General features: G+C 73.4%; 26 protein-coding genes. 17 read left to right on the top strand and 9 right to left on the bottom strand.

The window, feature by feature from the left end; all coding sequences use genetic code 11:
• The 3 genes from ACFPIJ_RS62445 to ACFPIJ_RS62435 are packed head-to-tail and all read left to right on the top strand — an operon-like array spanning position 1 to position 2,656.
• Positions 1-1,176 (top strand): FAD-binding oxidoreductase, encoded by a 1,176-nt coding sequence (locus ACFPIJ_RS62445; protein WP_380129053.1) that lies wholly within the window; start codon positions 1-3, stop codon positions 1,174-1,176.
• Positions 1,176-2,423 (top strand): (Fe-S)-binding protein, encoded by a 1,248-nt coding sequence (locus ACFPIJ_RS62440; protein WP_380129052.1) that lies wholly within the window; start codon positions 1,176-1,178, stop codon positions 2,421-2,423. Before ACFPIJ_RS62445 ends, ACFPIJ_RS62440 begins: the two co-directional genes overlap by 1 nt.
• Before the next feature lie 59 nt (positions 2,424-2,482).
• On the top strand, positions 2,483-2,656 hold the full coding sequence (locus ACFPIJ_RS62435; protein ID WP_380129051.1) for a hypothetical protein: 174 nt from the start codon (positions 2,483-2,485) through the stop codon (positions 2,654-2,656).
• A gap of 104 nt (positions 2,657-2,760) precedes the next feature.
• Here the strand turns inward: ACFPIJ_RS62435 and ACFPIJ_RS62430 are convergent, their stop codons facing one another.
• A complete protein-coding gene (locus ACFPIJ_RS62430; RefSeq protein WP_380129049.1) occupies positions 2,761-3,384 on the bottom strand; it encodes an NINE protein in 624 nt (207 codons plus the stop codon).
• Between the two features lie 89 nt (positions 3,385-3,473).
• Between ACFPIJ_RS62430 and ACFPIJ_RS62425 the strand changes: the two genes are divergently transcribed.
• Both ACFPIJ_RS62425 and ACFPIJ_RS62420 read left to right on the top strand, forming a co-directional pair.
• Positions 3,474-5,213, top strand: coding sequence for an ABC transporter ATP-binding protein (locus ACFPIJ_RS62425; RefSeq protein ID WP_380129047.1), 1,740 nt, complete (start codon positions 3,474-3,476; stop codon positions 5,211-5,213).
• Between the two features lie 27 nt (positions 5,214-5,240).
• Positions 5,241-5,888 carry a GntR family transcriptional regulator gene (locus ACFPIJ_RS62420; RefSeq protein ID WP_380129045.1) on the top strand — a complete coding sequence of 216 codons (648 nt, stop codon included), beginning with the start codon at positions 5,241-5,243 and terminating at the stop codon, positions 5,886-5,888.
• 7 nt (positions 5,889-5,895) lie between these two features.
• On the opposite strand, the gene ACFPIJ_RS62415 is transcribed toward ACFPIJ_RS62420, so the two are convergent.
• Positions 5,896-6,636 carry a hypothetical protein gene (locus ACFPIJ_RS62415; protein WP_380129044.1) on the bottom strand — a complete coding sequence of 247 codons (741 nt, stop codon included), beginning with the start codon at positions 6,634-6,636 and terminating at the stop codon, positions 5,896-5,898.
• A gap of 50 nt (positions 6,637-6,686) precedes the next feature.
• Positions 6,687-7,661, bottom strand: coding sequence for a calcium-binding protein (locus tag ACFPIJ_RS62410; RefSeq protein WP_380129043.1), 975 nt, complete (start codon positions 7,659-7,661; stop codon positions 6,687-6,689).
• A 119-nt stretch (positions 7,662-7,780) separates the two neighbouring features.
• Here ACFPIJ_RS62410 and atzF point away from each other — a divergent pair, with 119 nt between their 5' ends.
• The 5 genes from atzF to hpxZ all read left to right on the top strand — a co-directional run bounded on the left by atzF (position 7,781) and on the right by hpxZ (position 13,020).
• A complete protein-coding gene (gene atzF, locus ACFPIJ_RS62405) occupies positions 7,781-9,517 on the top strand; it encodes an allophanate hydrolase (RefSeq protein WP_380129041.1) in 1,737 nt (578 codons plus the stop codon).
• Positions 9,514-10,212, top strand: a complete 699-nt coding sequence (gene biuH, locus ACFPIJ_RS62400) for a biuret amidohydrolase (RefSeq protein WP_380129039.1) — start codon at positions 9,514-9,516, stop codon at positions 10,210-10,212. Before atzF ends, biuH begins: the two co-directional genes overlap by 4 nt.
• Positions 10,213-10,220: 8 nt before the next feature.
• Positions 10,221-10,901 (top strand): cysteine hydrolase family protein, encoded by a 681-nt coding sequence (locus ACFPIJ_RS62395; RefSeq protein ID WP_380129037.1) that lies wholly within the window; start codon positions 10,221-10,223, stop codon positions 10,899-10,901.
• A gap of 3 nt (positions 10,902-10,904) precedes the next feature.
• The gene (locus ACFPIJ_RS62390; protein WP_380129036.1) at positions 10,905-12,536 is read left to right on the top strand and encodes a SulP family inorganic anion transporter; all 1,632 of its coding nucleotides are present in this window, start codon (positions 10,905-10,907) and stop codon (positions 12,534-12,536) included.
• Positions 12,537-12,627: 91 nt separating this feature from the next.
• The gene (gene hpxZ / locus ACFPIJ_RS62385) at positions 12,628-13,020 is read left to right on the top strand and encodes an oxalurate catabolism protein HpxZ (RefSeq protein ID WP_380129035.1); all 393 of its coding nucleotides are present in this window, start codon (positions 12,628-12,630) and stop codon (positions 13,018-13,020) included.
• Between the two features lie 7 nt (positions 13,021-13,027).
• Here the strand turns inward: hpxZ and ACFPIJ_RS62380 are convergent, their stop codons facing one another.
• From ACFPIJ_RS62380 to ACFPIJ_RS62365, 4 genes are all read right to left on the bottom strand, one after another.
• Positions 13,028-13,597, bottom strand: coding sequence for an HdeD family acid-resistance protein (locus ACFPIJ_RS62380; protein WP_380129034.1), 570 nt, complete (start codon positions 13,595-13,597; stop codon positions 13,028-13,030).
• A gap of 52 nt (positions 13,598-13,649) precedes the next feature.
• On the bottom strand, positions 13,650-13,955 hold the full coding sequence (locus tag ACFPIJ_RS62375; protein ID WP_380129033.1) for a chaperone modulator CbpM: 306 nt from the start codon (positions 13,953-13,955) through the stop codon (positions 13,650-13,652).
• The gene (locus tag ACFPIJ_RS62370) at positions 13,952-14,980 is read right to left on the bottom strand and encodes a DnaJ C-terminal domain-containing protein (RefSeq protein ID WP_380129032.1); all 1,029 of its coding nucleotides are present in this window, start codon (positions 14,978-14,980) and stop codon (positions 13,952-13,954) included. The genes ACFPIJ_RS62375 and ACFPIJ_RS62370 overlap by 4 nt, the downstream gene beginning before the upstream one ends.
• A gap of 97 nt (positions 14,981-15,077) precedes the next feature.
• Complete coding sequence (locus ACFPIJ_RS62365; RefSeq protein WP_380129031.1) at positions 15,078-15,749, bottom strand: Hsp20/alpha crystallin family protein; 672 nt, start codon at positions 15,747-15,749, stop codon at positions 15,078-15,080.
• Positions 15,750-15,904: 155 nt separating this feature from the next.
• On the opposite strand from ACFPIJ_RS62365, the gene ACFPIJ_RS62360 reads away from it, so the two are divergent.
• Positions 15,905-16,300, top strand: a complete 396-nt coding sequence (locus tag ACFPIJ_RS62360; RefSeq protein WP_203851323.1) for a DUF2267 domain-containing protein — start codon at positions 15,905-15,907, stop codon at positions 16,298-16,300.
• Between the two features lie 64 nt (positions 16,301-16,364).
• On the opposite strand, the gene ACFPIJ_RS62355 is transcribed toward ACFPIJ_RS62360, so the two are convergent.
• A complete protein-coding gene (locus ACFPIJ_RS62355) occupies positions 16,365-17,789 on the bottom strand; it encodes an LLM class flavin-dependent oxidoreductase (RefSeq protein WP_380129030.1) in 1,425 nt (474 codons plus the stop codon).
• Between the two features lie 11 nt (positions 17,790-17,800).
• Positions 17,801-18,418 (bottom strand): hypothetical protein, encoded by a 618-nt coding sequence (locus ACFPIJ_RS62350; protein WP_380129029.1) that lies wholly within the window; start codon positions 18,416-18,418, stop codon positions 17,801-17,803.
• Positions 18,419-18,575: 157 nt separating this feature from the next.
• On the opposite strand from ACFPIJ_RS62350, the gene ACFPIJ_RS62345 reads away from it, so the two are divergent.
• The 6 genes from ACFPIJ_RS62345 (at position 18,576) to ACFPIJ_RS62320 (ending at position 24,521) form a co-directional block, all read left to right on the top strand.
• Positions 18,576-19,070, top strand: a complete 495-nt coding sequence (locus ACFPIJ_RS62345) for a pyridoxamine 5'-phosphate oxidase family protein (protein WP_380129028.1) — start codon at positions 18,576-18,578, stop codon at positions 19,068-19,070.
• Between the two features lie 65 nt (positions 19,071-19,135).
• Entirely contained in the window at positions 19,136-22,174 is a 3,039-nt protein-coding gene (locus ACFPIJ_RS62340; RefSeq protein ID WP_380129027.1) for an SNF2-related protein, read from the top strand.
• A gap of 16 nt (positions 22,175-22,190) precedes the next feature.
• The gene (locus tag ACFPIJ_RS62335) at positions 22,191-22,478 is read left to right on the top strand and encodes a YciI family protein (protein WP_380129026.1); all 288 of its coding nucleotides are present in this window, start codon (positions 22,191-22,193) and stop codon (positions 22,476-22,478) included.
• Entirely contained in the window at positions 22,475-23,302 is an 828-nt protein-coding gene (locus ACFPIJ_RS62330) for an SWIM zinc finger family protein (RefSeq protein ID WP_380129025.1), read from the top strand. The genes ACFPIJ_RS62335 and ACFPIJ_RS62330 overlap by 4 nt, the downstream gene beginning before the upstream one ends.
• A 29-nt stretch (positions 23,303-23,331) precedes the next feature.
• Complete coding sequence (locus ACFPIJ_RS62325) at positions 23,332-23,622, top strand: hypothetical protein (RefSeq protein ID WP_380129024.1); 291 nt, start codon at positions 23,332-23,334, stop codon at positions 23,620-23,622.
• A 14-nt stretch (positions 23,623-23,636) separates the two neighbouring features.
• Positions 23,637-24,521, top strand: a complete 885-nt coding sequence (locus ACFPIJ_RS62320) for a septum formation family protein (RefSeq protein WP_380129023.1) — start codon at positions 23,637-23,639, stop codon at positions 24,519-24,521.
• Positions 24,522-24,547 lie beyond the last annotated feature (26 nt).

Genomic DNA, 24,547 nt, shown 5'->3' with positions numbered 1-24,547 from the left:
ATGACAGCCGAGATCGCGGGGACGCCGGCCGCCACCGTCGCCACGCCCGGGTCGACCGATGAGGTCGCCGAGGTGGTCCGCGACGCCGCCGGCGGGGGGCTCGCACTGGTGGTGCGCGGGGCCGGCACCCGGCAGGACTGGGCGCTGCCGCCGCAGCGACTCGACCTGATCCTGGAGACGTCCAGGCTGTGCGGGCTGGTCGAGCACGCCGCCGGTGACCTCGTCGCGGTGGTCCGGGCGGGCACGCCGCTGCGCCAGGTCCAGGAGGCGCTGCGCCCCGCCGGGCAGCAGCTGGCCCTCGACGAGCCGCTGCCGGGCGCCACCGTCGGCGGGACGGTCGCGGTCAACGCGTCCGGTCCCCGTCGGATGCTGTACGGCACGGTCCGCGACCTGCTCATCGGTGTCACCGTCGTGCGCGCGGACGGCGTCGTGGCGAAGGCCGGCGGCAAGGTCGTGAAGAACGTCGCCGGGTATGACCTCGGCAAGCTCGTCGCCGGCTCGTACGGCACCCTCGGCGTCGTCACCGAGTGCGCGTTCCGGCTCCACCCGCTGCCCGCCGCGCGCCGGTTCGTCTCGGTGCGCCTCGACGGGCCCGACGACGCCGCCCGGGCGCTGTCCGCGGTCCTCGGCGCGCAGATCGTGCCGAGCGCGCTGGAGATCGACACCCACCCGCTCACCGTGACCGCGCTCGTCGAGGGCGTCCCGGCCGGCGTCGCCCAGCGGGCAGCCGACCTGGAGAAGCTCCTCGGCGCCGATGCCACCTCCACGGAGACCCCACCGGACGGCTGGGGCAGCTACCCGTGGGCGCCCGGCGACATCGGCATCAAGCTCACGTCGGCGCTGTCGCGGGTGCCGTACCTGCTGACCGCCGCCGGCGTGACCGCCCAGCTGCACGACGTGGCGCTGCACATCCGGGGCTCCGCCGGCACCGGCGTGCTCTACGCGGGGCTGCCCGGCGGCACCGACCCGGGCTCGGTCATCGGGGTCGTCAGCGACCTGCGGGCGGCGACCCGGGCCGGCGCCGGGCACTGCGTCGTGCTGACCGCGCCGGCGGCGATCCGGTCCCGCGTCGACGTGTGGGGCCACGTCGACGGCCTCGACCTGATGCGCCGGGTCAAGGAACAGTTCGACCCCCTGGGCATCCTCGCGCCCGGCCGGTTCGTGGGAGGCATCTGATGTCGTTCGTCGATCCCGATCTGGTCTCCGACTGCGTCCACTGTGGATTCTGCCTGCCGACCTGCCCGACCTACGTCCTGTGGGGCGAGGAGATGGACTCCCCGCGCGGCCGGATCCAGCTGATGCTGCAGCAGCTGGAGGGGGAGCCACTGACCCCGTCCGCGGCCGGGCACTTCGACGCGTGCCTGGGCTGCATGGCGTGCGTGACCGCGTGCCCGTCCGGGGTCCGCTACGACACGCTCATCGAGCAGACCCGGGTGGGTGTCGAGGAGCAGCATCCCCGGGCACTGCCCGAGCGGGCGCTGCGCGGGCTGGTCTTCGGCCTGTTCCCGCACCCGCGGCGGCTCGCCGTGCTGAAGCTGCCGCTGTGGCTGTATCAGCGGCTCGGCTCACCGCTGCTGGACCGGCTGCCGGGGCGGCTGTCGGCCCTGTCCGCCCTGGCCCCGCCGGTGCACCGGTCGGTGCCCCTGCCGGCCCGGCTGCCCGCGCTGGGGACGCGCCGGGCCGTGGTCGGGATGCTGACCGGCTGCGTCCAGCGGGCGTTCTTCCCCGACGTGAACGCGGCGACGGCGCGGGTCCTGGCGGCCGAGGGCTGCGACGTGGTGATCCCGCCCGGGCAGGGCTGCTGCGGCGCGCTCAGCGTCCACAGCGGACGGCGGGACGAGGCGGCCGGGTTCGCCCGCGGCATCGTGGACACGTTCGCCGACGCCGGCATCGACGCCCTCGTGGTCAACGCCGCCGGTTGCGGGTCGTCGTTGAAGGAGATCGGTGCCCTGCTCGCCGACGATCCGGTGTACGCACCACGCGCCGCCTGGCTCGCCGGGCGGGTGGCCGACTTCTCCGAGCTGCTGGGCCGGCTCGGCCCGGTCGCGCCCCGGCACCCGCTGCCCGTCACCGTGGCCTACCACGACGCGTGCCACCTGGCCCACGCGCAGGGGGTCCGGTCGCAGCCGCGCGAGCTGCTCCGCGGGATCCCGGGCCTCGTCCTGCGGGAAATCGCCGACCCGGAGCTGTGCTGCGGCTCGGCGGGGGTGTGGAACGTGCTGAACCCCGAGCCGGCCGCGGAGCTCGGCGCCCGAAAGGCGGGCAACGTCCTCGCGACCGGCGCGGACTGGCTCGTCACCGCGAACCCGGGCTGCCTCATGCAGATCGGCGCCGGGGTGCGCGCGGCCGGCGGCACGATCCGCACCGCGCACACCGCCCAGGTGTTGGACGCCTCGATCCGCGGTGTGCGCCTGCCGCGCTGACCTGCGTCGGGTAGGCGACGGGGCCGAGCCTGACGGCCCGGCCCCGCGTGTTTGCCGACATGAGAACAACGCTTGTGGACTGCCCCGAGTGCGGGCTGCCGGCGACCGCCCGCCCTGAGGGCCGAGTGTGGAGCACCGGCGGCCCGGTCGAGCACGTGCGGCTGCACTGCGTGCTCGGCCACCGCTTCTTCGGCCCGGCGACGACGCTGCTGCGCCGGCTCAGGGCCGCCTGACGATCCGGGGCTGAACGTTCAGTTCAGCCTGAACGTTCAGTTCCGGTTGACGTTCAGTTCCGGCTGACGCTCGGTTCGGGCCGACGCTCGGTTCCGGCTGACGCTCAGTTCGGGCGCAGCGGGCGGCCCTGGCCGTCGACCGGGCGGCCGGCGAGCATGATGATGCCGTCGACGACGAACCACACCCACAGGCCGAAGAAGACCAGCCAGGTCAGGCCGAAGACGACGAACCCGCACCAGAACGCCGTCCAGCCGACGACCACGCTGAGGATCAGCTGCGTGACGCCCATCGCGACGTTGCCGGCGTAGAGCCGGCCGATCCCGCCGAGGCCCAGGAACAGGCCCGGCAGCAGCTGCAGCAGGCCGGCGGCGAGCTTCGACTTGTCCGAATACGGCTGGCCCGTCACCGGGTCGTAGGCGGCACCGGCCACGCCGAGCACCGGCACGCCGTAGGCCGGCTGCTGGCCGTAGGCCGGCTGCTGGCCGTAGGCGGCCTGCTGCCCATACGGGTCGTAACCGCCGGACGTCGGCGCGCCGGAGACCGGCAGCTGGTAGGTCGGCGAATACGGCGGGCTGGACCCGGGCGGGCCAGAGGACGGCGGCCCCGACATCGGCTGCTGCGGCGCGGCAGGCAACGCGTACGGGTCGGAAGGCTGCTGCCCATACTGGCTCTGGCCATACGGATTGGGCTGATATGGGTCCTGCTGCCCGTAGGGTGGCTGCGTCATGGGAGCAGGCTACGTCACCCGTCCACCTAGCAGGAGCCTGTGACCATGGTGACGTTGAGCGTTTTCACACCATGCGATCGGATGGGTGCATGGACTTCGACGGCCGCAGGCCGCTGCGCACCACTGTCCGGCTCCTCGCACCCCGCAAATGGCGCATCGCCCTGGCCACCGTCGCGTTCGCGGCCAAGGACAGCCCGATCTGGCTGTTGCCGCTGCTCACCGCCAACATCATCGACGTCGTCGTGGACCACCGGCCGCTGCCGCAGCTGTGGCTCAACGCGGCCGTCCTCGCCGTGATCCTGCTGCAGAACATCCCCATGCACATGCTCTGGGTCCGGCAGATGAGTCTCATCGTGCGGGAGCTCGGCACCGACCTGCGCTCCGCGCTCGCCGGCCGGCTGCAGCAGCTGTCGATCAGCTTCCACACCAAGGCCGGCGCCAGCCTGCTGCAGACCAAGGTCGTCCGCGACGTCGAGAACGTGGAGATGATGCTGCAGCAGGTCGCCGCGTCCGGCACGTCGGCGGTGCTGACCCTCGTCGGCGCGCTGAGCCTGACCGCGGTGCGGGTGCCGCAGTTCGTGCCGCTGTTCCTGCTCGTCGTCCCGGCGACCGCCGGGCTCGTCGCGATGGTCCGCCGCCGCTCCGGCGCCCGCAACGAGGAGTTCCGCCGCCGGGTCGAGGACCTCTCCGCCCGCGTGGACGAGATGGCGCACCTCATGCCCATCACCCGCGCCCACGCCCTGGAGACCGAGGCGCTGCACCGGGTCCGCGGCACCGTCGACGAGGTCCGCGCCGCCGGCCACCGCCTCGACCTGGTCAACGGCAGGTTCGGGGCGCTGTCCTGGGTGACCTACCAGCTGCTCGGCGCGACCTGCCTGATCGCCGCCGGCTGGGCCGCCTGGAGCGGGTTCGCCCCGGTCAGCGCCGGCGACGTGGTCCTGCTCAGCACCTACTTCGCCGTGCTCACGTCCTCCGTCATCGGCCTGTTCGGCCTGGCCCCGATCATCACCAAGGGGCTCGAGTCGATCCGGTCCGTCGGCGAGGTGCTCGCCGCCCCCGACCTGGAGCGCAACGAGGGCAAGCAGACCGTCACCACCGTCGCGGGGGCCGTCACGTTGCAGGGCGTCGGCTACCGGTACGCCGACGCCGCGGCACCGGCGGTGAGCGGCATCGACCTCGACGTGCGCCCCGGCGAGACCATCGCGTTCGTCGGGCCGTCGGGCTCCGGCAAGTCCACCATGCTCAACCTGCTCATCGGGTTCATCCGCCCGACCGAGGGCCGGATCCTCCTCGACGGCGTCGACATGGAGCACATCGACCTGCGCAGCTACCGCAAGAGCGTCTCGGTGGTGCCGCAGGAATCCGTCCTGTTCGACGGCACGATCATCGACAACGTCACCTACGGGCTGCGCGGCATGACCGAGGAGACCGTGACCCGGGCGCTGCGCGACGCCAACGCCCTGGAGTTCGTGGAGCGGCTCCCGCACGGCTGGGACACGGTCGTCGGCGAGCGCGGCGCCCTGCTCTCCGGCGGCCAGCGGCAGCGCCTGGCGATCGCCCGGGCCCTGGTGCGCGACCCGCGGGTCCTCCTGCTCGACGAGGCCACCTCGGCCCTGGACAGCGAGTCCGAGGCCCTGGTGCAGGAGGCCCTCACCCGGCTCATGCGGGGCCGAACGACCTTCGTCGTGGCGCACCGGCTCGCCACCGTCCGCGGCGCCGACCGGGTCGCCGTGCTGTCCGGCGGCCGGCTCGCCGAGCTGGGCACCCACGACGAACTCATCGCCGCCGACGGGCTCTTCGCCAGGCTGCACCGGCTCCAGAAAGTCTGATCTGTGAGTGTCTGCCACACTGGGCGGGTGAAGCCGCCCGGTGCGTCAGACGAGCTGGCCAGTGCGAGCCTGGTCGAGCTCGCCGTGTCCCGCCTGAGCCGGGAGATCCTCAGCGGCGCCACCGACCCCGGCGAGCGCCTCGTCGAGGAGCAGCTGACCCGCCGGTTCGGCATCAGCCGCGCCCCGCTGCGCGAGGCCCTGCGCCTGCTCGCGCAGCAGGGCCTGGTCGAGCACGTGCCGCGCCGGGGGGTCCGGGTGGCCACCCTGTCCGCCGACGACATCCAGGAGCTCTACGCGGTCCGCGACGTCCTGGAGCGGCACGCGGTCACCGCCACCCCGCCGGACGCCGACCTGGCCGGCATCGCCTCCGCCGTGAAGGCCATGCAGGAGGCCGACGCCCGCGGCGACCAGTTCGACGTCGCGACCGCCCACCGCGAGTTCCACGTCGCGGTGGTCGCGCTCGCCGGCAACCGCCAGCTCACCCAGGTCTACGAGTCGATCCTGGTGAAGATCCAGCTGTACATGGCGCTCAACCTGCGCCGCGAGGCCGAGGTGGCCCGCCCGCACGACGGCGTGCACCGGCACGAGCACCTCTTCGAGGCGGTGTCCGCCCGGGATCCCGCCGCGGTGCTCGCCGCGCTCGACGCGCACGGCGCCCGCTCCTACCTGCCCTGACGGCCGCCTATGCGCTCGGCGGGGCCCAACCGTGCGCCGCTGTGTCCACCGATGGTGCTGTGCTTTCGTTGTTCGCGGTGGGTACCGGTGGGCCGCCCGACGCCCGAACGTCGGCAGGAGTGGGAACCGGGCTGAAGCCCGGTGCCGGGCCGGAGACTCGATCCGGCGTGGGCACCGGGCCCGGGGCCCAGACGGCGACGTGCGGGGCGGCCGCGGCCGGGACCGTCCAGCCGGCCGGCATCGGATACGCGGGGGCCGGCTGCGCGCGCAGCGCGGCGACGAAGTGCTCGTGGGGGCGGGGCAGCTCCAACCACGCCCCGTCGCGGCTCACCCGCACGCCCGCCGAGGCACCCGCGGAGCTGCGGGTGAACACCACCCACCCGGAGATCATCAGGGTCCCGGTGACCGCGATGACGACCAGGGCCGCCGCGCCCCTGGCGGACTCGCTGGTGCCCAGCGCCAGCACGGCGCCGGCGGCGAGGATGACCAGGCCGAGCAGGGCGCGCCACAGCTGGGTCAGGCCGCAGCGGCCGCACCAGGGCCAGCCCCGCACATAGACGACCTTGCGCAGGTAGTGGATCACGATGAGATAGAGCAGACCGCCGCCGACGAGCAGCAGCAGGAACATCCAGAGGGGCGGCCGGGAGAGGAACACCATCGGCTTCATCCTGGCCGGGCGGCCGTGCCGGACGCAGACGGGCAGGGTCAGGTGGTTCGCGGCGGCGGCCGGGATCCGGACGGGCGGCATGGCAGCTCCAGCTCAGAGGACTGGCGGGATTGTGCCATGCCACCCGCCGGTCAGACGGCCGCCAGAATCGTGCAGCTGGTGGTCGAGGCGCCGTCGGCGCCCGGGTAGCACAGGTCGGAGTCGAGGCCGCCGTTGAGGTTGTCGTAGCCGGCGTCGCCGTACAGGACGTCGTTGCCGGAGCCGCCGTTGAGCGTGTCGGCACCCTGCCGGCCGCGGAGGGTGTCGGGACCCCCGCCGCCGTTGATGACGTCGTCGCCGGAGTAGGTCTTGCACGGCGGCGGCGCCTGGATCGCGGTGGGTGAGAGCAGGCCGGACGGGACCGGCAGGCAGGGCGTGGTGTACCAGCCGCCGTCGAGCACGTTGGCGCTCGCGTTGCCGGTCAGCGTGTCGCCCGCGCCGCCACCCGTGATGTTCTCCAGCTCCTGATACACGTCGTGCTCGCTCAGCAGCGGGTCGCCGCCGCCCGCGGGCAGGACCAGGGTGGCCGTGATGGCGCCGGTGCGGCCCTGGTAGGTGACGGTGTCGGTGCCGTCACCGCCGTTGATCCAGTCGTCACCGGGGCCGGAGTAGATGATGTCGTCGCCGTCGCCGCCGGACGCGTCGCCCGCCGCGGCCGGGGTGGCGTGCCCGCCCATCTTGATGATGTCGGCGCCGTCGCCGCCGGAGGCGTGCACGTTGGACGTGGTGCGGTTGTCGATCACGTCGTCGAGGTCGGACATCTTGAGGTCCAGGAACGTCGCGGAGTGCACGCAGTGCACGGTGGTCATGGTGGCGTACGGATAGGAGCAGGTGCTCCCGTCCGGGGTGCTGAAGGTGATCGGGTAGACGTCGGTGAAGGCGACCACGCCCGCCGACGGGTTGCTGATGGTGAGCCGGTTGGCCTGGTTGAGCGCCGCCTCGTAGTGCATCTCACCGCTCATGGTGAGGGTGGCGACCGGTGGTTCCGCATGCGCGGGGCTCACGGCGGCGACGGTGAACGCGACGCCGAGCATGACCGCGAGACCGAGTCGGGACAGTCGTCTCATCGCGGCAGGGTCGCAGTGACCGTGATCACAATCCCGTGACTGTCGGATACTGTCCGCAGGACATCGACGCGTTACATGAGCCGCGGTTTCACGAAACAGAACTGTCGACAATCGACAGCATGACCGCACTCGCCGCCACCCGGACCGGGATAGCCGCCCTCCGCGACGCCTATCTCCGGGGCACACTCACCCCGGGCGAGGTCGCCGAGCAGGTCATCTCGACCCCGTCGGCGCCAGGGGTGTGGATCGAGCGGGTGTCCCCGGAGTCGCTGCGGGCCCGTGCGGCCGAACTGCAGGACCCGAGCCTGCCCCTTTACGGCGTCCCGTTCGCCGTCAAGGACAACATCGACGTCGCGGGGATGCCGACGACCGCGGGCTGCCCGGCGTACTCGTACACGCCGAACCGCAGCGCACCGGTGGTCGAGAGGCTCCTCGCGGCCGGCGCGATGCTCGTCGGCAAGACCAACCTCGACCAGTTCGCGACCGGGCTCACCGGGTCCCGCTCCCCCTACGGCGCGGTCGAGAGCGTCTTCGGCGGCGGGCTCATCGCCGGCGGGTCGAGCTCCGGCTCCGCGGTCGCCGTCGCGGCCGGCGTCGTCGCGTTCTCCCTCGGCACGGACACCGCCGGGTCCGGGCGGGTGCCGGCCGCGCTCAACGGCATCGTCGGGGTCAAACCGACCCGCGGCCTGCTCAGCACCGCCGGCGTGGTCCCGGCCTGCCGGTCCCTGGACTGCGTCTCGATCTTCACGCTCGACGTCGCCGACGCCCGCACGGTCCTGGACGTGGCCCGGGGACCGGCCGCGGAGGACCCATGGTCGCGGGCGGCCCCCGGTGAAAGCCTCCCACCGGCGGCCGTCCGCCTCGGCGTCGCGCGGCCCGACGTGCTCGAGTTCGACGGCGACCACGGGCAGGCCGAGCGCTACGTCGCCGGCTGCCTCACCGCGGCGCGGCTGACCTCGGCCGTCACCCAGGTCGACCTGGCCCCGCTGCTGGAGGCCGGCGACCTGCTCTACCAGGGGCCGTGGGTCGCCGAGCGGCTCGCCGACCTCGAGGAGTTCATCGCCGGGCACGCCGACGCGGTGCTGCCGCTGACGCTGGGCATCCTGCGCGGCGGCGAGCGCTACAGCGCCGCCGACACGTTCCGCGCCCAGCACCGGCTGCAGGTCCTCAAGGCGGAGGCCGCGCGGCTGTTCACCGCGATCGACGTGCTGGCGCTGCCGACGATCCCGACCACGTTCACCCTGGCCGAGATCGCCGAGGAGCCGCTGCGGCGCAACCTGGTCCTGGGCCGCTACACGCAGTTCGCGAACCTGCTGGACATGGCCGTCGTCACCGTGCCCAACGGGACGACGCCGGAGGGGCGACCGGCCAGCCTGTCGCTGATCGGTCCGGCCTTCAGCGAGGGGACGCTGCTCGGGCTCGCCGCGGCGTTCAAGGGCGAGGCGCTGGACGTACATGACGCTCAGCCACCGACGGTGGAACTGGCCGTGGCCGGTCACCACCTCCGGGGTGAGGCGCGAAACGCCGAGCTGGTGGCACTGGGAGGGCGGTTCGCGCGCACCACGCGAACCGAGGCGTGCTACCGGCTGTTCCGGCTGCCGACGGGGGTGCCGGGCCTGGTCCGGGTCGGCGCCGGCCAGGGCGCGCAGATCGAGGTCGAGATCTGGCGGCTGCCGAGCAGCGCGGTGGGTGCGCTGCTCAGCAGTGTCAAGGCGCCCCTGTCGATCGGTTACCTGTCCACGGTGGACGGTCAGACCGTGCAGGGGTTCCTCTGCGAGGCGTACGCGGCCGGCGACGCACAGGACATCACCGCCAGTGGGGGCTTCCGGGCCCACCGGCAAGAGGAGGGGCAATGAATGCAAGCATTGGTCCGGTCGTCGGCGCCCGGCCCTACGCCTGGCCGTATGACGGCTCGGTCCCGGTCGGGCGCACGGCACTGCTGTGCATCGACTGGCAGACGGACTTCTGCGGCCCGGGCGGCTACGTCGACAGCATGGGCTACGACATCGGCCTGACCCGCGCGGGGCTGCCGGCGACCGCGAAGCTGCTCGACCACGTGCGCAGCCTCGGCATGCTGGTCGTGCACACCAGGGAGGGCCACGACCCGGACCTGTCGGACCTGCCGCCCAACAAACGCTGGCGGTCCGCGCAGATCGGCGCGGAGATCGGCTCGGCCGGCCCGTGCGGGCGGATCCTCATCAAGGGCGAGCCCGGCTGGCAGATCGTGCCGGAGGTGGCGCCGGCGCCCGGCGAGGTCATCGTCGACAAGCCCGGCAAGGGCGCGTTCTACGCCACCAACCTCGACCTGGTGCTGCGCACGCACGGCATCACGCACATCATCCTGACCGGCATCACCACCGACGTGTGCGTGCACACGACGATGCGTGAGGCGAACGACCGTGGCTACGAGTGCCTGATCCTGTCGGACTGCACCGGCGCCACCGACCCGTCCAACCATGCCGCCGCCCTGCACATGGTCACCATGCAGGGCGGGGTCTTCGGCTGCGTCGCCACCTCCACCGACGTGATCGCAGCGACCGTCTCCTCCTAGGAGCCCTGATGGCCACAGTGGACGCACTTCCCGGACCCTTCACCTTCGACCCGGCCACCACCGCGCTCGTCGTCATCGACATGCAGCGCGACTTCATGGAGCCCGGCGGTTTCGGCGAGACGCTCGGCAACGACGTCTCCCAGCTGCGCCGGGTCATCGCGCCGACCGAGGCACTGCTGCGGGCCTGCCGCGCGGCCGGCCTCACGATCATCCACACCCGCGAGGGGCACCTGCCCGACCTGTCGGACTGCCCGCCGGCCAAGCTCAACCGCGGCGAGCCCAGCCAGCGCATCGGCGCGCCCGGCCCGATGGGGCGCATCCTCATCCGCGGCGAGCACGGCCACGACATCATCGACGAGCTCGCCCCGGCACCCGGCGAGCTGGTCATCGACAAGCCCGGCAAGGGCGCCTTCTACAACACGACGCTCGGCGAGGTCCTCGCCGGTCTCGGCACCCGCAGCCTCATCGTCACCGGCGTGACGACCGAGGTCTGCGTGCACACCACCGTCCGGGAGGCCAACGACCGCGGCTACGAGTGCCTCGTGCTGTCGGACTGCGTCGGGTCGTACTTCCCGGAGTTCCAGGAGGCGGGCCTGAAGATGATCGCCGCGCAGGGCGGCATCTTCGGCTGGGTCGCGCCGTCCACCGCGTTCATCGCCGCACTTCAACCGTCTCTGCAGAGGACGTGAGTCATGGCAACCGACACCTCTTTGAAGGTCCCGTGGTGGGTCCGCGGCGACACCAACGCGTTCTTCGGCTTCGGCGTCAACGTCCTCGTCAACGTCCTGACGCTGACGTCGCTGTGCCTGTTCGTGGTGAAGCTCAGTGAGGGCGACGTCTTCCAGGCGATCCTGCCGGCGCTCGGCATCGCGCTGGTCGCCGGCAACGTCTACTACACGTTCCTGGCGCGGCGCCTGGCCCGCAAGGAGAACCGCACCGACGTCACGGCGCTGCCCTACGGGCCGAGCGTGCCGCACATGTTCATCGTCATCTTCGTCATCATGCTGCCGGTGTACCTGAAGACGAACAATCCGACCCTGGCCTGGAAGGCCGGCCTGGCGTGGGCGTTCATCATCGGCGTCATCGTGCTCATCGGCGCGTTCGTCGGCCCCTACATCCGTAAGTACGCGCCACGGGCGGCGCTGCTGGGCACCCTCGCCGGCATCTCCATCACGTTCATCTCGATGCTGCCCGCGGCCCGGATGTGGGACCTGGCGTGGGTCGCGCTGCCGGTGTTCGCGCTGCTGCTGATCGGTCTGCTCACCGACACGAAGCTGCCCGGCAACTTCCCGATCGGCCTCGCGGCGCTGCTCGTCGGCACCGCGATCGGCTGGGCCGGCGGCGCCATGGACGGCAACGCGGTCAGCGCCGCCGTCGACGACATCGGCTTCGCGCTGCCCGGCTTCCACCTGGACCTGCTCACCTCGGGCCTGTCCGACGTGGCGCCGCTGCTGGCGACCGCGATCCCGCTCGGCGTCTACAACTTCACCGAGGGCATGTCCAACGTGGAGAGCGCCGCGGCCGCCGGGGACAACTACAACCTGCGCAGCGTGCTGCTGGCCGACGGGGCCGGCGCGATCATCGGCGCGGCCCTCGGCTCGCCCTTCCCCCCGGCCGTCTACGTCGGGCACCCCGGCTGGAAGAAGGCCGGCGGTGGCAGCGGCTACTCGATGGCGACCGGCATCGTCATCGCGATCCTGTGCTTCCTCGGCCTGTTCGGCTTCCTCGGCGCCATCTTCCCATTGCCGGCGATCGTGCCCATCCTGCTCTACATCGGGCTGCTGATCGGGGCGCAGGCGTTCCAGTTCTCCCCCAAGGCGCACGCCGCGGCGGTGATCGCGGCGCTGATACCGAACATCGCGCAATGGGCCACCAGCCAGATCGACAACTCCCTGGCGGCGGCCGGCACCAACGCGGCGAAGGTCGGCGACGCGGCCCTGGAGGGCAACGGCGTCATCTACAGCGGCCTGCTGACCCTCGGCCAGGGCGCGATCCTCGCCGGGCTGGTGTTCGGCTCGATCGTCGCGTTCATCATCGACAAACGCTTCATCCACGCCGGGATCTTCGCGCTGTCGGGGTCGCTGCTGGCCTTCGTCGGGCTGATCCACGGCGAGAAGGTCGCCTGGAACGCCAACGGGCAGGTCGCGCTCGGCTACCTGTTCATCGCGGTGGTCTGCGGGCTGTTCGCGCTGAGCCGGCCCGAGCCGCGGGTCAAGGAGCCAGACGAGATCGAGCTGGACCGCCTGCACGGCGAGGCGGCCCCCGCACCCGCACCCGCCGAGCCGGCGGCGGCTCCCGCAGCGGCTCCGGCACCGGCGGCGTAGGTTCCGTCCAACGGCGTGGTGGTCCCCTCCTCCGGTGGGGACCACCACGCGTGGATCGTCGTGCAAGCCGCTTGCAATGGAGGGGTCAGCCGTGCAGATCGACCGGGACGACGTCGTCGCCGAGGTGACCGCGGCCTTCGAGGCCTACGAGAAGGCGCTCGTCGCCAACGACACGGCCGCGCTCGCCGAGGCGTTCTGGGACTCCCCCGCCGTGGTGCGCTTCGGCATCGCGGACCGGCAGACCGGCGCCGGGGAACTGCGTGCGTGGCGGGCCGCCCAGGCGCAGCTGCCGCCCGGCCGCCGGCTGCGCGACACCCGGGTCAGCACGTTCGGGACCGACCTGGCGACCGTGACCACGATGTTCGACTACCCCGGCGGCGAGGACCGCCCCGGGAGGCAGTCCCAGACCTGGGTCCGTCTCCCGGAGGGCTGGCGCATCGTGCACGCCCACGTGTCCCAGGAGCAGCCGCCGCCGGGCCGGTGAGCGCCCGTCAGTGGGCGGCGGCCATCCGCCCCCGCCCCTGGTGTGTCAGCTGGTAGGCGGCGTACAGCAGCAGCGCGCCGCTGACGATCGCGTACAGGCCGATCGCCCACGCGATCGCGACCGCGCCCTGCGCCGGGCGGACCACCACGAACAGCCCGGCGACCACCGAGATCGCACCGACCAGCGCCAGGGTCCAGCCGCCGTGCTGGCGGGTGGCGAGCCACAGGTCGGCGACGCCGGTCACGATCGCCCACGCGCCGACCAGGACGGCCAGGACCACCCCGGTGATCCCCGGCCACACAATGGCGAGGAGACCGGCGGCGAGCCCGAACAGCCCGGCGACCGCGCGGGCCACCCGCGGGCCGGTGCCGTCGGCGAAGCCGGTCACCGGGTTCGTCGCGCCCGCGGACGGGCGCATCGCGTGCACGATCTGCTCGAAACCGGTCGCGATCGCGAAGACCCCGAACAGCAGCGCCAGCGCGATCACCGTCACCCCGGGCCAGATGACCGCGAGAATCCCGAACACGATGGCGAGAACCCCCCGCACCCCGAGCAGCCACGCTTCTCTTCTGAGCATCATGCCCTCCTAGCGAGTCGGTCTTCGACCGCCGGCGATTCGACAAGCGGCTCTAGCGAACCGGTCGGCTTCTCGCGAGTCGGTCTTCGAGTTCGTCGATGCGGTCGAGAAGGTCCAGGACCACCCCGACCGCGGCGTAGTTGAGCGTCAGGTCGTCATGCAGCCTGCGGATCCGGGCGACGGTGGCCAGTTCCGCGACGGGGAACCCGGGCGCGCCGGTCGGCCCGGTGGTGACCTCCACCAGGCCCAGCGTGACGAGGCGGGCCACCAGGTCGGGGTGCAGCCCGGCCGCGGCGGCGAAGGCGTCCAGTTGCAGGTCACGGGGCAGCCGAGCGGCCCGTACGAGAGGAAACGTCATGCCGGCCTCCGGGGGTCGGTCGTGGACGCCGCGGCGAGCTCCGCGTAGAGCCGCCGTTCGCGGTCGGACAGGTCCGGCGGGACCACGATGCGCACCTTCACGTGCAGGTCACCGGCGGCGCCTCTGGGGTTGGGCAGGCCCAGGGCGGGCAGCCGCAGCCGCCGCCCCGACGACGAGCCCGGCGGCACGTCGAGCCGCACCGGCCCGCCCGGGGTCTGGACCTGCACGGGCGCGCCGAGCGCCGCCTCCCACGGCGTCACCGGCAGCTCGACCACGATGTCCCTGCCGTGGACCTTGTACCGGGGGTGTGGCGACAGGTGGACGACGAGGTACAGGTCCCCGGACGGCCCGCCGCCGGTGCCGGGCGAGCCCTGGCCGGCCAGCCGGATGCGCTGGCCCTCGGCGACCCCCGCCGGCACGTCCACGGTGTACTGCCGGGGACGCCCGGTCGGTCCCGGCAGCGTGACTGTGCGCCGGGCACCGTGGTATGCGTCCTCGACCGCGACGGCGAACCCGGCCTGGCTGTCGGCGCCCGCCCGCGGCTGGTCGTGGCTGTCGGCACCCGGCCGTGGCCGGTCGTCGTTCGATCGCGGCCGGTCGCGGGGTCCCGGCTGGTTGTACGGGGGTTGGCGACGCTCCGGACCGGCCTGCCGCCCCGGCGCCTCCGGTCCGGCCTGCCGCCCCGGCGCCTCCGGTCCGGCCTGCCGCCCCGGCGCCTCCGGTCCGGCCTGCCGCCCCGGTGCCGGCGGCGAGCCGAGGCCGCCCTGGAACAGGCTGCCGAGCCAGTCGTCGGCGGTCGCCCCGCCCAGACCGCAGGTCGCGTCGTAGTCGCGGCGCCGCCGAGGGTCGGACAGCACCTGGTACGCCTCGGCGATCGCCTTGAAGCGCTCCTCCGCGCCCGGTTCGCGGTTCACATCCGGGTGGTGTCGGCGGGCAAGGTTCCGGTAGGCGCGCCGGACCTCCTCACTGCGGGCGGTTCTCGGCACGCCGAGGTCTGCGTAGTAGTCGCGGGTCTCAACCGGCATCGGTCCCCCCAACTGGTGCGCCGTCCGCGTCGACGGACTGCCGGCCCCTGAGGACCGGCAGCGTCGCGCGCCTCCACGGTGCTGGGCCGCCCCGGTCTCAGCTCATGCCGCTGCGACCGACCTGGCCCGTGCTGCCGGTGCCGGTGCTCCCGGCCTGCTGGCTCGCCGGCCCCGGCCGGGACTGGCCCTCACGCATCTGCTTCGCCTGCGCCGCCGGCGTGTCGGCCGGCCTGGTCTCCTGCTGCGGCCGCCCCTGCGTGCCCGGCTTGGCGCCCGGCTGCGGCTGCCCCTGTGCCTGCTGCTGCCCCGGCCGTCCGCCGGCCTGCTGCCCCTGCGGCGCCGGCTGACCCGCGCCCTGCGTCGACTGCTGGCCCAGCTGGGGCTGCGCCGCCTGGACGGTGATGCGCCGGGTCTGCTCCCCGCGCGCCTTCGGCGCGATGACGGTCAGGACGCCGCTGTCGAGGTTCGCCTCGACGCGGTCGTCGTCGATGTTGCCCGGCAGTGCGATGAGGTACTCGAACTCGCCCTCCTGCCGCGCGTGGTGGTGCATCATGCCGCCGCGGACCCGGGCCCGGTAGCTGCCCGCCACCCGGATCTCGTTGTCCCGTAGGTCGATCCGCACGTCGGCGGCGTCGACATCGGGCAGGTCAAGATCGACCCGGTAGGCGTCGGCGGTCTCCTCGATGTCGACCGGTACGCCACCGATGCGCGGCATCGCCGCCGCCGGGAACGTGAACGCCCGGCTGGGCCGGGTCACCAGGAATGCCATCGGGGTGTCTCCCAACGATGAGGGGATGTACGGGGCCATGCTGGGCGCGCATCGGGTGACCCCGTCCCACCCGCCGTGGATGAGCACGAGCCGTCGCGCCGATCGCTCCCTGCTGGTGATGGTGCTTCACCTGCCTGATGGGGAGCGTTCGGCGCATGTATGAAGACGTGTTCATAACGGAGGTCCGCGAGAAGACCGGCATCGCCACCGCGGAGGAGACCCGGCGCGCCATCCGGGGTGTGCTGCACGCACTGGCCACCCGCCTGCCGGACGGCTGGGTGCACCACCTGGCCGCGGAGCTGCCACCGACGCTTGCGGAACCGCTGTGGTCGTACCAGCACCTGTACGACCAGGAGGTGCACCTCGACTTCCTCGCCGACGTCGCGGCCCGGGCGGCCGTCCCGCCGGCGATGGCCGAGCGGCTGGCCAGGGCCGTCTTCGCCGTGATCGCGAGCGCCGGGGACCCGGCGCTGCTGCGCCGCGTGTACGCCCCGCTCACCAGCGACATCCTGGCCCTCACGGAATCCGACCGGTCGCTGCTGCCCGTATGACCCCGCCGGCCGCCAGGCGCGCCTTCGCCTGGCGGCCACCAACAGCGATCCACGGGTCCACGGCTCACCGGAAGGCGGCCATGACCTCCGCCATCGGCGCCATGCAGGCGGGGTCGGGCAGGCGGACCATCGCCTCGCGCACCCCCGCGTCCGCCAGCTGCCGGAACCGTCCGATGTGGTCGGTGACGGTGCCGGCGTTGACCTCCTTCGCGTAGGCCTCCCGGGACCGGCGGCCACGCCCCCGCTCCACGAGTTCCGCAAGGTGCCGGTCGTCGGCGGCGACGAGCGCGGTCCCCAGGTGGGTGAGCCGGGTGTCCGGGTTGTAGCCGCGCAGGACCTCGGCCTTGCGCCGCACGGTGGCGAGGTCACCCATGACGTTGGCGGCGTCGGCGTAGGTCGCGGCGAGCCGCAGGGTGCGCCGCTCGCCGTTGCCGCCGACGATGATCGGCACCCGCTCCTGCACCGGTCTCGGGTAGCACAGGGCCTCCGGCACCGTCAGGGTCCGCCCCTCGAAGCGCGGGCTGCCCTTGCCCCACAGCAGCGGCAGCACCTGCAGCGCGTCCTCGAGCAGCGCGTACCGGTCGCCGACGTCGGGGAACGGCCAGCCGTACGCGACGTGCTCCTCCTTGAACCAGGCGAGGCCCAGCCCGCACACCGCCCGGCCGCCGCTGAGCACGTCGAGCGTGGCCACGATCTTGCCGAGGTGCGCAACGTTGCGGTACGTCACGCCGGTGACCAGCGCGCCCAGCCGGACCTTCGTCGTGCACGCGGCGAGGTACGCCAGCGTCGTGTAGCTCTCCAGGAAGTCCTCCCAGGCCCGCCCGAGCTGCGGGATCTGCCGGAAGTGGTCCATCACGTAGATCGCGTCGAACCCGGCCTCCTCGGCGGTCGCGGCGGTCGCCCGCACGTCGACGCCCTGGAACTGCCCGATGTGCAGCCCGAACCCGAGCCGCGCCGGATCGTCCCGCTGCCGGTGGTGGGCCTCGGCCGCCGCCACGAACGCCTCGGGGACGGTGCGGGCCGGCGTCTCCAGGTGCACCGCGTCGAACCCCTCCGACGGCAGCGCGTCCCGGGTCGCCGCCCAGGCCCGCAGCTGCTGGGTGAGCACGTCGGCCGGGATGCGTCTGGTGGTCCTGGCCCGGTTCCTGGCCCGGCACTGCGCGGGTGGCGTGTCGAACGCGATCGCGACACACGGCAACCCGTGCGCCTTCGCCGCCGCGACCCAGCCCGCCCGCCGCTGCGCGTCCAACCCGAGGGTGTCGATGACCGTGGTCAGCCGCCGCCGGAGCCGCTGCGCCACCACCGTGTCGAGGACCGCGAACGCATCGGCGCTCGCGGTGATGTCGTCCTCACCGGCACCGACGAGGGCCCGGAGCCGGTCGCTGCTGACGATCCGGTCGGCCGCGAAGTGCGTCTGCGCCCACGTCGACTTGCCGGCCGCACCGGGCCCGACCAGCACGACCACACAGGGCTCAGGCAGCGTGAGCACGGCCGGCTGCGTCACGGTTTCGCGGGCCGGTCGAGGAGGCGGCGGACCGCCTGGGCGATCAGCGGCACGGCGCGGGCCTCCAGCTCGGCGCCGCCGTCGCGGACGAGGGTGACGCCGTGCTCGGTGACCCGGCAGCGGGCCACCGCCTGGCGGAACGACGCGACCGGGTAGCCACCGCGGGGCTCGGCGAGCAGGCCGGTGTTCCACTCGCGGGTCTCGGCGACGCCGTCGACGGGCTGGGTCCACTCGAACCGGCCGGCCACCCAGAGGGTGCCGACCTCGATCTCGTCGATCTCGACGCGTTCCCCGCCGAAGCGCAGCTTCACCGTGCGGCGGCGCTGCTCGATCACCGGACGGCCCGGGACGCCGCCGGCGACCAGGTCGCGGACCGCCTGGCCGGACATGACCCAGCGCGGCTCGTCGCCGGTGCGCTGCACCGGGCCGACGTTGCGGGCCGCACCGGCGGCGGCAGCGTGACGGCGGGCGGCGCACGGCTCGCACAGCGCGGCGTAGCCGTCGCCGGTTGCCGGGTTCCGGCCCTGGTGCGACATGCAGAACGCAGACCCGCAGTCCCGGCACCGGCCGATCGCCAGCACACCACAGTCGTCGATCCCGCATTCCGCAGCCATTCGAGCGACGATACCGCCGACGACCGCCGCGTGCCTCCACACGGGACGGCTGTGGTGCCCGCACCGCGCTCCGCATGATCCGGCGGGAATCGCAACACGGAAGGACTCGACCGGTCGGACGTTGACCGGCGGCCGGGGGTAGGCCAGTCTGGCTGCCATGCTCTCGTGGGGGCGCTTCCGGCGCTCGGCGCCGGACCTGGCCTCTTCCGGTCGTACGCTGCTGTACCGCAGCGGCGTGGGCTTGGCGTACCTGGGCACCGTACGCGCCGACGGCGGGCCACGGGTCCACCCGGTGAGCCCGCTGCTCGTCGAGGACGGCCTGTTCGCGCTGCTGATGGTCTCCCCGAAACTGGAGGACCTGCTGCGCGACGACCGCTTCGCCCTGCACACGTTTCCGCTGCAGGACGGGGAGGACGCGTTCTACCTCACCGGGCGGGCCAGGTTCCCGCGCGACGAGGCGCTGCGGCGCAGTGTCGCGGCCGCGTTCCTGGCCGAGCGGTCGCTGTCGGGGCCGCCGCCCGGCTTCGGCCAGCACGTGCTCGTCGAGTTGCACGTCGAGACCTGCGTGCTGAGCCGGGCGGGCGAGCACATCACCTGGGCGGCGGCCGAACCGAACCTGCACGAGATCGGCCGCCACCGGGCGATGCGGTAACGACACCCATCGCTGAACAGCGGTTCAGCCGATCGGACCGGCGGTCCTCGACTAGGCTCGCGCGGGTGATCGTCGTTCACGCTGCCTGGCTCGACGGTCGTCTGTCGCTCTGGGCCGAGGACCCTGACCTGCCACCCGGCCGGCGCCGCGGCCGGCCGAAGGTGCCCCCGCACCCGTTCGCCGTCCGCGGGCTCCGCCTGGACGCGGACACCGGGGTGCCCGCGACCCGGACCCTCAGCCTGCCGACCCGCGGCGACCTGCCCGAACCGTCGCCCGCCGCGCTCGGGCCGCAAGCACCCGCCGACACTCCCCTGCGGCTGAGCGAGTGGACGGTCGACACCGTCGAATACGGCCCCGACGACGCCTACGCCCTCTTGCGCTCGACACTGGTGGCGATCGCCGCCGACGACGGCACCGAGGACTTCGTGTTCGGCGACTCCGTGCGCGCCCTGGCAACCGTCGCATCCTTCGCCGGCTCCCTGGTCCGCCGCGGCCGGATGCTCCCCGGCCTGGTCACCGCGCCCGGCGGCGACGAGGCGCGCTGGGTGCCCGTGCTGACCGGGAAGGACGCCGCGTACACCCGGTCGCTCGCGCTGTCGCTGCCGCAGTCGGTGCTCGGCCCGGCGCCGTCCCGGGCCGCGCTGCTCACCGAGGTCCTCGACACCCTCGTCGACGCCGCCGCCCGGGCCGTGCTGCCCCCCGTCACCCACCGGGTCACCGGTGTCGCCGGCGCGTGGCTGACCGCGCTCACCGGCACCGACCGCGGCGTGCCCGGCGCCGCCGCCGAGCTCGACGCGCTGCGCGACGACCTGGCCGCGTGGCAGGCCGACGCGGTCGGCGGCACGGTCCGCGCCTGCTTCCGGCTGGTCGAACCACCCGAACCCGGCACCCTCGAAGAAGCCCTGGCCGACGACGAGGAACCCGTCTGGCGCCTGGAGTTCGCGCTGCAGGCCGCCGACGAACCGAGCCTCGTCGTGGACGCCGGCACCGTCTGGACGGCACCCGGTCCCCTCGAACTGTCCCAGTGGCAGGTCCCCACGCCGCAGGAGACCCTCCTGGCGGAGCTCGGCCGGGCCAGCCGCCTGTACCCGGCGCTCGAAGACTCGTTGCGCACCGCCCGGCCGGCCGCGCTGACCCTCGACACCGCCGGCGCGCACCAGCTGCTCAGCGAGCACGCGCCGCTGCTGGCCGGCGCCGGGTTCGGGATGCTGCTGCCCGGCTGGTGGCGCAAGCCCCAGGCCCGGCTGGGCGCCCGGCTCACCGCCCGCAGCCCGTCGGCGTCCCAGCCCGGCACCGTCGCCACCACCAGCGCCGTCGGGCTCGGCTCCGTCATCGACTACCGGTGGGAGCTCGCCATCGGCGAGGAGCCCCTCACCGAGGAGGAGCTGCGTCGGCTCGCCGACCTCAAGGCGCCCCTCGTCCAGCTGCGCGGGCAGTGGGTCGAGCTCGACCCGCGCCGCCTCGCCGCGGGCCTGGAGATCATGCGCCGGCAGGCCGACGAGAGCACGATGACCGTCGCGGACCTGCTGCACCTCGCCGGCGGCGACCCTGGAGATACTGGTGGAGGACCCGGCGGGCTGCCCGTGGTCGAGGTCGCCGCCGACGGGTGGCTCGGCGACCTGCTGTCCGGGGACACCGAGCTGCGCGTCCCGGCCGCCGAGCCACCGGAGCGGTTCAACGGCAGCCTCAGGCCGTACCAACTGCGCGGACTGAGCTGGCTGAGCTTCCTCGAAACCGCGGGGCTCGGCGGCATCCTCGCCGACGACATGGGCCTCGGCAAGACCGTCCAGCTGCTGGCGCTCCTCGCCGGCGAAGCGCCCGGCCCCACCCTGCTCATCTGCCCCATGTCGCTGGTCGGCAACTGGCAGCGGGAGGCGGCGAAGTTCGCGCCGGCGCTGCGCGTGCACGTCCACCACGGCGCCGAACGTGCCCGCGGCGCCGATTTCCGGGCCGCGGTCGCCGCGTCGGACCTCATCATCACCACCTACGCGATCGCCGCCCGCGACGCGACCGCGCTGAAGTCCCTGCCGTGGCACCGGCTCGTCCTCGACGAGGCGCAGGCGGTGAAGAACGCGGCCACCAAACAGGCGGTCGCGGTCCGCGGGCTGCCGGCCCGGCACCGCATCGCGGTCACCGGCACCCCGGTGGAGAACCGGCTCGCCGACCTGTGGTCGATCATGGACTTCGCCAACCCGGGCCTGCTCGGCACCGCCACGAAGTTCCGCGAACGCTTCGCCGAGCCCGTCGAGCGGCGCGGCGACGCCGACGCGGCCGCGCGGCTGCGCCGCATCACCCAGCCCTTCGTGCTGCGCCGCCTCAAGACGGACCGCAGCATCATCTCCGACCTGCCGGAGAAGCTGGAGATGGAGGTGCTGTGCAACCTCACCCGGGAGCAGGCGTCGCTCTACCAGGCCGTCGTCGACGAGATGCTCGGCAAGATCGAGCGCAGCGAGGGCGTCGCCCGCCGCGGGCTCGTGCTGGCGACCATGACCCGCCTCAAGCAGATCTGCAACCACCCGGCGCACGCCATGCGCGACGGCAGCCGGCTCGCCGGGCGCAGCGGCAAGCTGCTGCGCCTGGAGGAGATCCTCGACGAGGTCCTCGCCGCCGGTGAACGGGCCCTCGTCTTCACCCAGTACGCGGAGTTCGGCGGCATGCTGCGCGCCCACCTCTCCGCCCGCCTCGGCCGCGAGGTCGCCTACCTGCACGGCGGCCTGGACAAACCGGCCCGGGACACGCTCGTCGCCAGGTTCCAGGCCGCGTCGGCGTCCTCGCCGCCGGTGTTCGTGCTGTCGCTGAAGGCCGGCGGGACCGGGCTGACCCTCACCGCCGCCAACCACGTCGTGCACGTCGACCGGTGGTGGAACCCGGCCGTCGAGGATCAGGCGACCGACCGCGCGTTCCGCATCGGCCAGCGGCGCGCCGTGCAGGTCCGCAAGTTCGTCACCGCCGGCACCGTCGAGGAGAAGATCGCCGCCATGATCAACGAGAAGCGCGGCCTGGCCGCAAAGATCGTCGGCACCGGCGAGCAGTGGCTGACCGAGCTGTCCACCAGCGAGCTGCGGTCCCTCCTCGCGCTGGAGGCGGGCGCGGTCGTCGAGTAGCCCGTAAACTGCACCGATGTTCGTGATCACGCTCAGCTATCTGGTCGGCGTCGAGGAGATCGACGAGGCGATGCCCGCGCACCGCGAGTGGCTCGATGCGCAATACGAGGACGGGGTCTTCCTCGCCTCCGGCGCGCAGGTCCCCCGCAAGGGCGGCGTCATCCTCGCCGCCGGCCTGCCCCGGCTGGAGCTCGAGGCGCGGCTGTCCCTCGACCCGTTCAAGCAGAAGAACCTCGCCGCCTACGAGGTCGTCGAGTTCGTCCCGCGCGCCGTCAAGCCCGGCCTGGAGGCCCTGCAGGCATGACGACCCCGGAGTACTGGGGATCCCGGACGGTCAAGGTCGAGGGCGGGCTGCGGGCCCGCAGCGCGCGCGGCGCCATCGGCGAGAGCTGGTGGTCGAAGCGGTTCCTCGGCGTGCTCGAGTCCTTCGCCCTCGGCACCCGCCTGACCCGGGGCCGTAACTACGCCCGCGCAGGGCAGGTCCTGTCGCTGAGTGTCGAGCCGGGCACCGTCGCGGCGGTCGTGCAGGGTTCGCGGCCCACGCCGTACCAGGTGAGCATCGCCCTGGAGGTCTTCGACGACGACGTGTGGCGGCGGGTCGAGGCCGCCCTGGCCGCGGAGGCCCTCGGCGCGGCCAAGCTCCTTGCCGGCGAGCTGCCGCCGCACGTCGAGGACGTGTTCGCCGCCGCCGACGCGCCGCTCTTCCCCGCCCGCGTGCGCGACCTCGCGATGCGCTGCTCCTGCCCCGACGCCGCCGTGCCGTGCAAGCACCTGGCGGCGGCGTTCTACCTGCTCGCGGAGCGGTTCGACGCGGACCCGTTCCAGATCCTGCTGTGGCGCGGCCGGACCCGCGACGCGCTCCTGGCCAACCTGCGCATCCTGCGCACCGGCACCCCGCTCGTCGAGGTCGTCGAGGCCCCTGTGCCGACCGGTGCGGCCAGGGTGCTGGCCGACATGGACGAGCCGGACGTCGAGCTGGAGCGCTTCTGGTATCCCCCGGTGCCGCTCGCCGACCCCGAACCGGCCGTGGTCATCGGGCGGGATCTGCTGCTGCGTCAGCTGCCGACCCCGCCGCCGTCGCTCGGCGGCAAGGATCTGCTGAACGCCCTTCGCGGCTGGTACCGGTAACGGCATTCACGTTCGGGTAGGGTCGGCGTATGACCGGTGCGTACCCGCCGCAGGAGCCGGATCCCGCGCGCTACGGGCCGCCACCCGGCTCCTTCCCACCCGGCTCGTTCCCACCTGGCGCTGGGCCACCCTTGTACGCGCCACAGCCGGTCCGGGCGCCGCGGGACCGGATGGTCGTCATCCTGATCGCGATCATCGCCACGCTGGTCGTGCTGTGCCTGGCCATGGCCATCGGTTCGGTGTATTTCCTGCGCAAGGAGCCCGGCGCCGACGACAAGACCTCCGAGGTGCTCGACCACAGTCTCGTCACCGGCGGCTGAGGGTGCGTCGGGGCGTGGCGGTGGCGCTGCTCATCCTGACGGCGACCCTCGCCGGTTGCGGCAACCCGGCCGGCACCGACGGCGACCTGATCAACGGCTGGTTCGCGCTGCCCGCCGCCTCCTACGCCCCGCCGCCCGCCGGCACCTGCCTGACCGGCGGCGTCAGCGCGTTCGAGCCGTCGGTGGTGCCGCTGCAGGCCGTGGACTGCGCCGAGCCACACGCGATCGAGGTCGTCGGCACCGGCACGGTCCCCGACGCGGCCGCCCCGCCCGCCTGGGACAGCGACCCGAGCCGCGCCGCGTTCGCCGAGTGCGACAAGGCCGCCGCCGCGTACCTCGGCGGCGACTGGCGCGGCGGCCGGCTCTTCCCCGTCTTCCGCGTGCCGCTGCCCGCGGTGTGGCAGGCCGGCGGCCGGCAGTTCCTGTGCGGGATCGCCGAGGCGGCCGACGACCTGTTCGCGCCGCTGGAGCGCACCGGCAGCGTCAAGGGCGGGCTCGCCCAGGACCGCCCGCTCGCGCTGACCTGCGTCCAGCTCACCGGCGACGACCTGGACGCCAAGGGCTTCTACGGTGCCGTCGAGGCCGTCAAGCCCGTCGCCTGCGACGTCCCGCACGACACCGAGTTCGTCGGCGCGTGGACCGCCCCGGCCGGCGAGTACCCGAACCAGCTGCGCCTCAAGGAGCTCGCCGGCGACGCGTGCTACCTGAAGATCGCGCAGTTCCTCGGCATCTCACAGACCCAGCTGTATCAGCGCGCCGACATCTACACGTTCTGGACCGGCCTCACCGCGAGCCAGTGGGCCATCGGCGACCGCACCGCGCACTGCTTCCTCAACGTGTCGACCAAGACGCCGTTGCGCGCCTCGATCCGCAACCTCGGCACGAAGCAACTGCCCTAGGGCCGCGCTCACGCGCAGCCCCAGGA

This window comes from Dactylosporangium cerinum (assembly GCF_042653625.1).
GTDB lineage: Bacteria > Actinomycetota > Actinomycetes > Mycobacteriales > Micromonosporaceae > Dactylosporangium > Dactylosporangium cerinum.
This window is presented reverse-complemented; position numbering and strand designations above follow the sequence as displayed.